Annotated in this window: 9 protein-coding genes and 1 pseudogene; 6 read left to right on the top strand and 4 right to left on the bottom strand. The window is 57.6% G+C overall.

Translation table 11 applies throughout. The features are described 5' to 3' along the window. Both AC1DWM_RS21920 and AC1DWM_RS21915 read right to left on the bottom strand, forming a co-directional pair. On the bottom strand, window positions 1-918 hold the full coding sequence (locus tag AC1DWM_RS21920) for a 1-aminocyclopropane-1-carboxylate deaminase/D-cysteine desulfhydrase (RefSeq protein ID WP_477796087.1): 918 nt from the start codon (window positions 916-918) through the stop codon (window positions 1-3). A gap of 101 nt (window positions 919-1,019) precedes the next feature. Continuing rightward, window positions 1,020-3,059: an oxidoreductase gene (locus AC1DWM_RS21915; protein WP_477796086.1), complete on the bottom strand. Its 2,040-nt coding sequence runs from the start codon at window positions 3,057-3,059 to the stop codon at window positions 1,020-1,022. A gap of 404 nt (window positions 3,060-3,463) precedes the next feature. Between AC1DWM_RS21915 and AC1DWM_RS21910 the strand changes: the two are divergent. Both AC1DWM_RS21910 and phaR read left to right on the top strand, forming a co-directional pair. Next, window positions 3,464-3,586 (top strand): annotated as a pseudogene (locus AC1DWM_RS21910) (IS630 family transposase); the annotation flags it as partial. Between the two features lie 59 nt (window positions 3,587-3,645). Then, window positions 3,646-4,179, top strand: coding sequence for a polyhydroxyalkanoate synthesis repressor PhaR (gene phaR, locus AC1DWM_RS21905; RefSeq protein WP_223517231.1), 534 nt, complete (start codon window positions 3,646-3,648; stop codon window positions 4,177-4,179). Between the two features lie 35 nt (window positions 4,180-4,214). Here phaR and phaP read toward each other — a convergent pair whose 3' ends face one another. After that, the gene (phaP, locus tag AC1DWM_RS21900) at window positions 4,215-4,778 is read right to left on the bottom strand and encodes a TIGR01841 family phasin (protein ID WP_477796085.1); all 564 of its coding nucleotides are present in this window, start codon (window positions 4,776-4,778) and stop codon (window positions 4,215-4,217) included. Between the two features lie 251 nt (window positions 4,779-5,029). On the opposite strand from phaP, the gene AC1DWM_RS21895 reads away from it, so the two are divergent. Further along, window positions 5,030-7,468, top strand: a complete 2,439-nt coding sequence (locus AC1DWM_RS21895) for a DUF3141 domain-containing protein (RefSeq protein WP_477796084.1) — start codon at window positions 5,030-5,032, stop codon at window positions 7,466-7,468. A gap of 14 nt (window positions 7,469-7,482) precedes the next feature. Here AC1DWM_RS21895 and AC1DWM_RS21890 read toward each other — a convergent pair whose 3' ends face one another. Then, complete coding sequence (locus AC1DWM_RS21890) at window positions 7,483-8,610, bottom strand: AraC family transcriptional regulator (RefSeq protein WP_317849409.1); 1,128 nt, start codon at window positions 8,608-8,610, stop codon at window positions 7,483-7,485. A gap of 270 nt (window positions 8,611-8,880) precedes the next feature. On the opposite strand from AC1DWM_RS21890, the gene phbB reads away from it, so the two are divergent. The 3 genes from phbB to phaC all read left to right on the top strand — a co-directional run bounded on the left by phbB (window position 8,881) and on the right by phaC (window position 12,735). Beyond that, a complete protein-coding gene (phbB, locus tag AC1DWM_RS21885) occupies window positions 8,881-9,627 on the top strand; it encodes an acetoacetyl-CoA reductase (RefSeq protein ID WP_223517254.1) in 747 nt (248 codons plus the stop codon). A gap of 64 nt (window positions 9,628-9,691) precedes the next feature. Beyond that, window positions 9,692-10,870 carry an acetyl-CoA C-acetyltransferase gene (locus AC1DWM_RS21880; protein ID WP_477796083.1) on the top strand — a complete coding sequence of 393 codons (1,179 nt, stop codon included), beginning with the start codon at window positions 9,692-9,694 and terminating at the stop codon, window positions 10,868-10,870. A 161-nt stretch (window positions 10,871-11,031) separates the two neighbouring features. Further along, window positions 11,032-12,735 carry a class I poly(R)-hydroxyalkanoic acid synthase gene (gene phaC / locus AC1DWM_RS21875; protein WP_223517258.1) on the top strand — a complete coding sequence of 568 codons (1,704 nt, stop codon included), beginning with the start codon at window positions 11,032-11,034 and terminating at the stop codon, window positions 12,733-12,735. Window positions 12,736-12,839: the final 104 nt, after the last annotated feature.

Genomic DNA, 12,839 nt, shown 5'->3' with positions numbered 1-12,839 from the left:
TTATTGAAACCCCCGGCGTCCCTGCAAGCCGCCGGTGTGGATGAAGATCAAGTGTGTACCCTTTTTGAAATTTCCAGCCTCGATTTGCTGCTTGAGCATCAGCAGCGCTTTGCCGGTGTACAACGGCTCCAGTGGCATACCGCTGACTTGTTCAGTTTGATCGATGAAGTCGAGTAACGGCTGATCGACTTTGGCAAAGCCGCCACGACTGGCGTCCAGCAGTTCATAGTTGCGCAGCGCTACCCCCGCTTCTTGCAGAATCGATTCGACGTGTTGCGCAACGCCGTGATCGTCGGGCACCGCCATCACACCGTACACCTTGCGTTCGCCAGCCTCGGCCAGCACCAGGCCGGCCAGGGTGGTGCCGGTTCCGCAGGCCAGCCACCAGCCGTCGTAGTCGCTCCAATCCAAATGACTCAGTTGATCGTCAACCATTGCCTTCAACGGTATGCAGCCGCGCGCACCCCGTAGACCGCCGCCCCCTTCGGGTACCGGATGCAGATCGGGGTATTGCGCCTGCCAGGGTTGCCAGAAACCTGGCTCATTCCGCGCCCGGTAGCCGCCGTAACCCAACCAGTGCAATTGCATGCCGAATGCCTGCAAGTCCTTCACCGTCGGGGTTTCTTGAGGGTGACCGCGCAAAAGGCCGACGGTGCGGAAACCGAAACGTTTGCCGGCAGCAGCCAATGCGTGCAGATGATTGGAGTGCGCACCGCCCAGGCTGATGATGCCGTTGGCACCGGCGAGGTCAGCGGCGTGGAGGTGTTCGATGAGCTTGAACCACTTGTTACCGCTGATCAGCGGGTCGATCTGGTCGAGGCGCAGGGTGGCGACTTCGATACCGGCGGCGGTGAGCCAGTCGAGCTTGAGGGGTTCGAGGGGGGCCTGGGGTAGCCAGTCGTTGGGAGGGAGAAGCATCGATGCCGGCTCTGGGTAAAGAGCTGGCATTCTAGTCGCTCAGAGGCAACCTTCGCGAGCAGGTCGGATCGCGAAGGCCATTGGCACGCTAGCCCTGCTGATTACAACTCAGCAGCCAACCGCGACCCTTGGTTGATCGCGCGCTTGGCATCCAGCTCCGCCGCCACGTCCGCGCCGCCAATCAAATGCACGTTCTGCCCCGCCGCCACCAACCCGTCCTGCAATTCGCGCAGCGGATCCTGCCCGGCGCAGATCACGATGTTGTCCACTGGCAGCACTTGCGGCTCGCCGGTTTCGCCGATACGAATGTGCAGGCCTTCGTCGTCAATCTTCAGGTACTCGACGCTGTTAAGCATCTGCACTTGCTTGTTCTTCAGCCCGGTACGGTGAATCCAGCCCGTGGTTTTACCCAGACCGTCGCCGACCTTGGATTTTTTGCGTTGCAGCAGGAACACGTCACGGGCCGGTGCATGCGGCACAGCCTTGATGCCCGCCACGCCACCGCGCGCTTCAAGGTGAGTATCGATGCCCCACTCCTTCCAGAACGCTTCGCGGTCTTGACTGGTGGCCACGCCCTGGTGCACCAGGAATTCCGACACGTCGAAACCGATACCGCCAGCGCCGATCACCGCGACGCGCTTGCCCACCGGTTTGCGCTCAAGGATCACGTCCAGGTAGCTCAACACCTTGGCGTTTTCCACGCCGGGAATCGCCGGGGTTCTTGGCGCAATGCCGGTGGCGAGAATGATCTCGTCGTAACCGCCCTCGACCAGTTGCGCCACGTCAACGCGGGTGTTCAGGCACACCTCAACGTTGGTGGTCTGCAATTTGCGGTTGAAATAGCGCAGGGTTTCAAAGAACTCTTCCTTGCCCGGCACGCGCTTGGCAACGTTGAACTGACCGCCGATTTCGCTGGCCGAATCAAACAGCGTCACTTGATGCCCACGCTCGGCGGCCACCGTCGCAGCGGAAAGCCCCGCAGGACCGGCACCGACCACGGCGATTTTCTTGATCTGCTGCACCGGCAAGTAGTTGAGCTCGGTTTCATGGCAAGCGCGCGGGTTGACCAGGCAACTGGTCAACTTGCCGCCGAAGGTGTGATCCAGGCACGCTTGGTTGCAGCCGATGCAGGTGTTGATTTCATCGGCACGCCCTTCAGCGGCCTTGTTGACGAAGTCCGGATCGGCGAGGAACGGCCGCGCCATCGACACCATGTCGGCATCGCCTTCGGCCAGAATTTGTTCGGCCACTTCCGGGGTGTTGATGCGGTTGGTGGTGATCAGAGGAATGCTCACCGAGCCACGCAGTTTAGCGGTGACTTTGCTGAACGCCGCTCGCGGTACTTTGGTGGCGATGGTCGGGATCCGCGCTTCGTGCCAGCCGATTCCGGTGTTGATGATGGTTGCACCGGCCTGTTCGATAGCCTTGGCCAGGGTGACGATTTCTTCCCAAGTGCTGCCACCTTCCACGAGGTCGAGCATCGACAGGCGGAAGATAATAATGAAGTTCGGCCCCACCGCTTCACGCACGCGGCGCACGATTTCTACCGGCAGGCGCATACGGTTTTCGTAGCTGCCACCCCAACGGTCGGTGCGGTGGTTGGTGTGGGCGGCGAGGAACTGGTTAATGAAATAACCTTCGGAGCCCATGATCTCGACGCCGTCATACTCGGCTTGTTGCGCCAGGGTCGAACAGGTCACGAAATCGCTGATTTGCTTCTCGATGCCTTCCTCGTCCAGTTCTTTAGGTTTGAACGGGTTGATCGGCGCCTGAATGGCGCTCGGCGCGACCTGTTTCGGGCTGTAGGCATAACGCCCGGCGTGGAGGATCTGCATGCAGATCTTGCCGCCCGCTTCATGCACCGCACGAGTCACGATCTGGTGCTTGAGTGCTTCTTCCTCGGTGGTCAGCTTGGCCGCCCCGGAATACACCCCGCCCTCGTCGTTAGGGCCGATGCCGCCGGTAACCATCAGGCCAACGCCGCCACGGGCACGTTCGGCAAAGTACGCCGCCATGCGTTCGAAACCGCCGGGTTTTTCCTCAAGACCTGTGTGCATCGAACCCATCAGGGTGCGGTTGCGCAGCGTGGTAAAACCCAGGTCCAACGGGGCCAAGAGGTGCGGGTAATGAGCGGCGGCCATTTGTAACTCCACATCGAGCGATCACGGAAAAAGTGCAGGAACTCTTCGGCCCCTGTCAGTCATGTGGCACAGACTAAGAGCCGCGCCGCTGTCGCTCAATGACCGAAACTGACAAATTAATGATCGAAATGTGCAGCAACCCTTGGCAAGTGCGCGCATGGGCCCTCCTGTGCACAAAGGGTTTTCATGAGTTTTCACTTCGATTGGAATTTTTTTCACTAAGAATGGAATCAGCCAGCCATAGCCTGCCGTGTCACGGGAACGTTAAAGGCCAGCATGGGCGCCGTGTGTGAAATGTTTTATGTCGTGATGTCGTGCCATGGCTAGAGGAATTTTCGCGGTGCGGCGCTGAACAGCCGCACTCTGAAGCAAACCTCCAGCTTGGCGACACTCTTGGCCCCGCAGCTGATATCGCTCATGCATCAAGCGGCCTTGGCGAAGCTGCCGACCCGGCACTGCGCACAAAGCATCCGAAAGTTCTTACGCTGACCACCCAGCGCGTGCCGCGTGAGGCGACGCATTGGAGTGGCAGTGGTCAGAGTAGGATAAGATGCCTGCAAATCAGGCTCGCTGTGAGTAGCCCCGCATGACAGAAAACAGTCGGAACACCACCCGTCTGATCAAGAAGTACCCGAATCGCCGTCTGTATGACACGCACACCAGCAGTCATTTGACCCTTGCGGATATACGTCAATTGGTCGTCGATAGAATCCCGTTCGAGGTGGTCGACGCCAAGACTGGCGAGGATCTGACCCGAAGTATTTTGCTGCAGGTCATTCTGGAAGCCGAAAGTGGCGGTGAGCCGATATTCTCCAGTGAGATGCTGATGGGGATTATCCAGTTCTACGGTCCCTACCAAAGCGTCCTCGGCAGCTACCTGGATAAAAGCATCCAGACGGTCATCGACATCCAGTCCCAGACCGGCGCTCAGTCCTCCGAAACCTGGAGCGAGTTCATGCACCAGCAGGCACCGGTCATGCAGGATTTGATGCGCCAGTATGTCGACCAGTCAAAAGCCCTCTACCTGAACACTCAGAACCTCTTCGGCCTGTTCGGCGGCATGCCTCCAGGCAAGCCAGGTGCCGGTGGCGGGCCGAAAAAAAATGGCGATGGGGAGTAAACCCATCGCCATCAGTGTAACTGCTCTAATGTGACTTACTTGTTACCGCTTGTAGCCTTGGCACCAGGAGCGGTTTTGCCGGCTGCGGCGGTCGCTGCGTCAAAACCGCTCTGGGCAACGTCAGCAGCCTGTTTTACAGCTTTCTGTGCGCTTTCAAAAACGGTACCGGCATTCGCCAGCGACGACTTGAACGCGGCCACAACAGGCTCGGAGCCAGCCGGTGCATTCTTGCTGATCACTTCAACGAACTCTTGCACCTGCTGGGTGCCCGCCTCGACCTGACGCGAGGTCAGTTTGGCGATTTCCGAGTGAGTATCGACAATCAACGCTTGCACTTGGCGATTGAAATTAGCCAAGCGTTCGGCTTGCACATTTGGCTGGGTGAAAGAAGCCTGCAGCTCAGCGAATCCTTGTGGATCACGTACCGCAAGCAGCTTGCGAAAGCCGTCGAACTGCTCCTCGGTGGAGGCTTGCAGAGTCTTGAACTGCAACTGGCTCAGCTGTTCAACACTGGAGAAGATTTTGCCGCTGATTTGCTGCAGGAGGTCGAGATTGGCTTTCTGAGCGTCTTGCAATTTTTCCGAGTTGAAAAAAGACATGCTTGAATCTCCTGATACTGGAAGGCCGACATGGGCCTGAGGACGCGATAGCGATCCTGCCGATCATCGCGTTAGACTTGATATTGCAGTGCACAAATCATTTTGGCAATGATTTTTTGTGCGGTGCACAAAAGACTTTCCCCTCCTGCCGATATTCGCTATAGACTCCTGACATCGAACGGACAGCCAAAGCTCTGTTTGTTAATGAGCCGCAGGCACCTGCTTCTCATGCATATCATCAGGAGATCACCATGGGCCAGGAAGACATTATTGCACCGCAACATGAAAAGCCTTCCTCACAACGCGGCCTATGGGAACACCTGAGTCACCTGCAACGCCTCAACACGCTGAACCTCCTTGATGCTTTGCGCCAGCGCCAGAAAAAAACCCTCGCGCCTCTGAAACGAGGTCAACTCAGACAACCTACACCCGCTGAATGGCAGGAATATGTCACCGACTTCGGCCAACGCTGCCTACTGTTCTGGGACACCCTGCGCCAGCGCGGCGACAATATGCTGGCCCATGAACGCGCCGGGTATCCGCTGCTGCTCAAGTTCGATCATGAAACCTTGATCGCAGGCTCTGATCTTCCACGCCCGGTCAACTTTTCACTGCTGCGAATCATCCCCGGACCAGAGCAAACAATCGACAGCAACAGCCAGCCGGTGGTCATCATTGATCCACGCGGCGGCCATGGTTCGGGAATCGGCGGCTTCAAACAGGATTCGGTATTAGGTGAAAGCCTCAGAGCCGGCCACCCCACCTATTTCATCTCTTTCAGTCACTCGCCACAGCCTGGGCAAACCCTGGCCAATATCGTCGAAGCCCAGGCCCGGTTCATCGAAGCCGTCAGCGCCCTTCACCCGGCCAACAGCAAGCCGATCATCATCGGTAACTGCCAGGCCGGCTGGGCCTTGATGGGACTGGCGGCAACACGACCGGAACTACCGGGATTGATCATTATCAATGGCGCCCCCCTGTCATACTGGGCCGGTGTCAATGGACGCAATCCGATGCGCTATACCGGTGGCCTGCTGGGTGGTGGCTGGATGGCTCACCTTGGCAGCGACTTGGGCAATGGCCGTTTTGACGGTACCTGGCTGGTCAGCAACTTCGAAAACCTGGACCCGGCCAACACCTATTGGGGCAAGTACTACCAGTTGTTCAGCCAGGTCGACAGCGAGGCTGCGCGCTTCCTCGACTTCGAACGCTGGTGGGGCAGCCCGACCCTGCTCAATGGCGAAGAGATCGAGATGATTGTCGATGATCTTTTCATCGGCAACCAATTGTCCGGCGGTCTCGACCGCAAGAGCAGCGGTATCGACCTGAAACGGATCGAAGTACCGGTGGTGGTGTTCTGTTCCTACGGAGACAACATCACCCCTCCCCAGCAAGCATTGAACTGGATCGCCGATGTCTATCCCAGCGATCTCGCTTTGCATGAGGCAGGACGTACCATCGTCTACCTTCGGCACGCCAGCATCGGCCATTTAGGTATTTTTGTCTCCGGCCAGGTGGCGCGGCGCGAACACCGAGGGTTGCTCGGCGCGGTCGAAGCCATCAATGCGCTGCCGGCGGGGCTGTATGAAATGCTGATTGACGATCTGCCGCCCCCTTCAGGCAGCAGTGACGTGCAATATCGAGTGCGTTTCGAATCAAGGCTAATTGCCGATATCCATGATGACATCGAACCGGCCCGTGATGACGATCGCGAATTCTCTCTGGTAGAGCGCGCCTCTGAAATCAACAGCGCGTTTTACGACGGATTGATACGTCCGTGGCTACGTCAGATAGTCAACGAGCCCATTGCCGAATTGATGCGCAGGACGCACCCCTTCCACCAGCAGCAATTGCTATGGAGTAGCCTGAATCCGGCGCTGTGGTGGTTAGCCGGGACCAAATCAAAAGTCAGCAGTGATCGTCGTCCCGCACGCAAAGACAACCCGTTGCTGGCCTGGCAGGAGCTGTTCTCCAACCAGATGCAAGACACCCTGAATGCGTACCGCGATGCGCGTGACGCCACTCAAGAAATATGTTTTTACGGTATTTACGGCGCACTGAGCGCCCTCACCAGCAACAAGCCTGCGCGAAATCTCCAGGCACATGCCGACCAGCAGGACCAGGCCCTGATCGAACGCCTGCAGGATTCGCTGCCCCATGGTGGCCCCTTGGAAGCGTTGGTGCGGATTCTGTTTTTGCTGGGCCGCGACAGCGACAAGGCGGGCAAGGAAAGCCTCGAAAAACTGATCCAGCAGGTGCACCTGCTGGTCCAGGATTACAGCAATGAGCCCACGGCGCTACGCGAAGCCATCCGATTGCAGAACCTGCTGGTTTTTGCCTACCCGCAAGAAAGCCTGCGCAGCCTGCCCTTGTTGCTACCAGAGGCAAAGGAACGCCACCAGGTCCTGACAGCCGTTGGGCAATTGATGCCTGAACTGCTAGCAACTACTGGAGCTGAAGGCACCTTCTGGCGTGAACTGCACGCGCTCCTCGAAGTCCCCCTACCGGGCTTTAGCCTGACCCAACCACCCAGTGAAACAGTTGTCATCCCGCAGGAGACCCCTTTGGAGCCATCTCCGCTTGCAGTAACGCTGTCGCCGCAGATCACACCACTGCCCGCTCCCGCCATCGTAGTTAAAGCCCCGAAGCGCAAAGCGAGCAAAGGGACAACAGGCCCCAAGCCTCAATGACCCTTCACAAGGGATTAGCGGTGCATCCGTTCGGCGTAGTCGTTGGCGAAGCCTGCGATCTTATAATCTCTGCGCAGACCGACGAGGTTCATGGTTCGGACCGGCGCGACTTCCTTGTGCACAGGCAACAACTCGCGGGCTCGATATTGACCGGGGGTCATACCGAACCAACGGGTGCATGCCTTATGGAAGCTGCTGTGATCATGAAAGCCGAGCAGGTGAGTCACATGCTTCAGGTTGAAATGAGAATGGCGCAAATAGAAGTCGGCCATCTGCCGGCGCACATCGTTCAGGACATCCTTGAATTGCGTGCCGTCCTTCTCAAGGCCTCGTTGAAGCGTTCGCTTGCTGATGTTCAGTGCTGCCGCAATCGACTCCATATCACATTGCCCTTGGCCTTGTCCCTGGCTCAAGCGCTCGGTAACCAGCGCGCGAATCCTGCCAACAATGGAGTAACCGGACAACAGGTCCAATTGAGCCATGGCAAAACTGTCATGGAGCGTGGCCAATGCCTCGTTGGCCATACTCAACGGACTCAGAAGCTCCTGGCCATCGAACAAGATGCTGTCATATGCCGCCCCGAAACTCAGCGGACAGCCAAAAAGTCGCTGATGCTCCGACGTGTCTTCAGGTTCGGGATAAGTGAACTCCACACTCAACGGTTGCGGTGACTTGCCACCTGTCAGCCAACGGCAGAAACCCAGCAGCGAAGCCAAGGCTGCATCCGTGTATTGCCGGGGCTTGACCGAGCCATGTTGCTGATGATCGAGACTGGCCAATCGGTAATGCTGCTGCTCCTGGACAAGGAAAAGGCTGAATCCGGTACCGATCAACGGGCTGAAACGAACCAGACGTTCAAGCGCCCTTTTCAGATTCGAACTGGACATCATCGTGTAGCCCACGATCTGAAAACTACTGGGATGGAATTCCCCGTAGGCTTTCAAACCGATATTCGGATCATCCGAAGCCTGAGCAGCCAGATCCCAAAGACGATAGATAACGCTTCGCTCGCAGAATGCTCCTGGTTTATTCACGAACTCGACATCAAGTCCCACCTCTTGGCACAGACCGGCAAGATCCAGTCCTTGGGCCAAAAACGTATTCGCCAGCATGCTGGCATAACCTGAACTCATTCTATACATGGCGTCCTCAATGACCAGTGGAACCGAACGTCCTGTCCGGAGCCGATACTGACATGCGTTGAACATATTTCAACTGTGTTGCAGAAATATTAACTATCCATTCAGTTTCAAGTATTGATCCCAGTATAGGTATTCCTCATTTTTTGCCAGCGGGTACCTCCCCCGCGTGGCACCGAAGGACAGGAGAACGTCACCTTCAAACACTTCCGCACGGCCCGTAGATAACCAACAATCTTCTCTCCTGCAGCGCAAAAAAAATGGAGTAGAAGTATGGAGTCGCGTAGTCGTATTGCTGTGGTAACGGGTGGTATGGGCGGCATTGGTACGGCAATCAGCCAACGTCTATACAAGGAAGGATTCAAGGTAATCGTCGGCTGCAGCTCTGATTCCAGCCGCAAGAACGACTGGATTGCCAGCCAGCTGGAAGCGGGTTATCAGTTCGAATGCATCTATGGCGACGTCACCGATTGGGAGACCACCCGCAAGGCTTTCGAGATGGCTCGTGAACAATTCGGCCCAATCGATGTGCTGGTCAACAACGCCGGCATCACTCGCGACGCCTCTTTTCGCAAGCTCACCCCGGAAGACTGGAACAGCGTGATCGGGACTAACCTGACGGGCTTGTTCAACACTACCAAGCAAGTCATTGAAGGCATGTTGGCCAAGGGTTGGGGGCGGATCATCAATATCTCCTCGATCAACGGTCAGCGTGGCCAGTTCGGTCAGACCAACTACTCCGCCGCCAAGGCTGGCATTCATGGTTTCACCATGGCACTGGCCCGGGAAGTCTCCGGCAAGGGCGTGACCGTCAATACCGTATCCCCAGGCTACATCCAGACCTCCATGACCGCGGCAATTCGCCCGGACATTCTCGAAGGCATGATCGCTGCAACTCCGGTTGGTCGCCTTGGCCAACCCGAAGAGATCGCCTCAATCGTGGCCTGGCTGGCTTCCGATGAGTCCGCCTACAGCACCGGTGCCGATTTCTCGGTAAACGGCGGCATGAACATGCAATAACCCCGATCAGGGCAGGAATGCCCTGGTTTGCTCGACGAATTTTGTCTTTTCGATGAGGTCACGCATGAACGAAGTCGTAATCGTTGCCGCTACTCGTACCGCCATTGGCAGTTTCCAGGGTGCTTTGTCTGCAATTCCCGCGACCGAACTGGGTGCCGCAGTGATTCGCCGCTTGCTGGAGCAGACGGGTATCGATGCTGCTCAGATTGATGAAGTGATACTCGGCCAGGTACTCACTGCCGGCGCTGGGCAAAACCCGGCACGCCAGACAGCGATCAAGGCTGGCTTGCCACACACCACGCCTGCCCTGACCTTGAACAAGGTCTGCGGCTCCGGTCTCAAGGCGGTCCATCTCGCCGTCCAGGCAATCCGTTGTGGCGACGCGGAACTGGTAATCGCTGGCGGTCAGGAAAATATGAGTCTGGCGCCCTATGTTCTGCCCAAGGCACGCACCGGCCTGCGTATGGGCCATGCGCAACTGCAGGACAGCATGATCCAGGATGGCCTGTGGGACGCCTTCAACGACTATCACATGGGTATCACCGCCGAGAATCTGGCGCAGAAGTACGAGATCTCTCGTGAAGCACAGGATACCTTCGCTGCCGCCTCGCAACAGAAGGCCGCCGCAGCCATTGAGGGCGGGCGTTTCCAGAGCGAAATCACCCCGATCCTGATTCCTCAGCGCAAGGGCGAACCGCTGGTCTTCGACACCGACGAACAGCCGCGTATCGACAGCACTGCGCAAGCGTTGGCGAAACTCAAACCGGCATTCCAGAAGGACGGCAGCGTGACCGCCGGCAACGCTTCGACCCTCAACGATGGTGCGGCCGTGCTGTTGCTGGCCAGCGCCGCTAAAGCACAAGCGTTGGGCCTTCCGGTACTGGCACGGATCAAAGCCTATGCCAGCGCCGGCGTGGACCCGTCGATCATGGGCATCGGCCCAGTCCCGGCTACACGTCTGACTCTGCAAAAGGCCGGCTGGAGTGTCGAGGACCTGGACCTGATCGAAGCCAATGAAGCCTTCGCCGCCCAGTCGCTGGCGGTTGGTAAAGAGTTGGGTTGGGACACCAGCAAGGTCAACGTCAACGGCGGCGCGATCGCCCTTGGCCATCCGATCGGCGCGTCGGGGGCACGGATTCTGGTGTCGCTGGTGCACGAACTGATCCGTCGCGACGGCAAGAAGGGATTGGCCACTTTGTGCATCGGCGGCGGACAAGGCGTCGGCCTGGCTATCGAGCGCTAACCAACGACATCTGAGTAGCCCATGCGCGGACTTGGGATCCTTGTTCCGCGCATCAGATTTGCGTCAAACAACGCTGCCCGCATTCCTGCCGTCGCTACGCCGGAGTCCGGCAAAGCGCGGCTTTTTTTCTGCCCGGCTCATCTGTATGGGCAAGGAACTTTATGGACAATAACGCGCATACATTCAAAACCTATTGGTCAGGCCAGGTTCCGTTCATCGCTTCCTTTGCAGTGCAACAATTACGCCTATGGGTCAGCACTAATCCGTGGTTTTCCGGGCATGAGCACGGCACCTGGTTCGAGTTGCCTCGCGAAACCCTGGACAGCCTTCAAGCGGACTACCAGGTTCAATGGGGCCAACTCGGCCAAAAACTGCTGACCGGCCAACCCTTCAGCTTCGATGATCGACGCTTCTCCAGCGGCAACTGGAGCGAGCCACTGTTCGGCTCCCTCGCTGCGTTTTACCTGCTCAACGCAAGCTTTCTCCTGAAACTGCTCGACAAGCTGCTGATCGACGAAAAAAAACCGCGCCAACGCCTGCGCTATCTGGTGGAGCAAGCCATTGCCGCCAGTGCGCCAAGCAATTTCCTGGTCAGTAACCCTGATGCGCTCCAGCGTGCGGTCGAGACTCAAGGTGCCAGCCTGCTAACAGGTATGCAGCATCTGGCCAGCGACATGAACGAAGGCAAAATGCGCCAGTGTGATAGCGGCGCCTTCAAGGTTGGCGTCGATCTGGCCAACACCCCCGGCGAAATCGTCTTTGAGAATCACCTATTCCAGCTAATTCAGTACTACCCGCAAAGCGAAACCCAGTACCGACACCCGGTATTCGTCGTACCTCCGTCGATCAACAAGTACTACATCCTTGATCTGCGCCCGGACAACTCGATGGTCCGCCACCTGCTGGAACAGGGACATCCTGTATTCCTGATGTCCTGGCGCAACTTTGACGAGGAACACGCTGGCACCACCTGGGATGACCTGATTGAGCACGGGGTTATCGACGCCTTGCAGGTGACCCGCGATATCAGTGGCGAGCAGCGACTCAATTGCGTGGGCTTCTGCATCGGCGGCACCCTGCTGAGCACGGCGCTGGCAGTACTTGCTGCACGCGGCGACAGGGAGATCGCCAGCGTGAGCCTGTTCACCACGTTCCTTGACTACCTGGATACCGGTCCCATCGACATATTCGTCGACGAAGAACTGGTGGCCTATCGAGAGCGCACCATCGGCGGCATGAATGGTCCCATCGGTCTGTTTCGTGGTGAGGACATGGGCAATACCTTTTCCCTACTGCGCCCCAACGAGCTGTGGTGGAACTACAACGTCGACAAATACCTCAAGGGGCAGAAGCCGATCCCGCTTGATCTGCTGTTCTGGAACAACGACAGCACCAACCTTCCGGGGCCGATGTACTGCTGGTATCTGCGCCACACCTATCTGCAGAACGATTTGAAATCAGGCGAGCTGGAGTGCTGTGGGGTCAAGCTGGATTTGCGTGCAATTGACGCTCCCGCTTACATCCTCGCCACCCATGATGATCACATCGTGCCTTGGAAAAGCGCCTACGCCAGCACCAACCTGCTCTCCGGGGCCAAGCGTTTTGTATTAGGAGCTTCAGGGCATATCGCCGGCGTCATCAATCCACCGGCCAAGCAGAAGCGCCATTACTGGACCAATAATCGGGTCACGAAAAACCCGGAGACCTGGTTCAAGAATGCTGAGCAGCAACCCGGTAGCTGGTGGAGTGATTGGTTCAACTGGCTGGAGGGACACTCCGGCGAGCGCCAACCAGCGGTTGCGCACATAGGGAATGACAAATTCCCGCCTCTGGAGCCGGCGCCAGGCAGTTATGTAAAGCAATGAAAGACTGAAATACCCTGCTGCATGACTGCATGCAGCAGGTCTACTGCGGCTCATATGATCGGCACGCTGCAAAGTTTATCCACTATTGCTGCTGCAAAATCAGC

The organism is Pseudomonas sp. P4_C8 (genome assembly GCF_056401975.1).
This window is presented reverse-complemented; position numbering and strand designations above follow the sequence as displayed.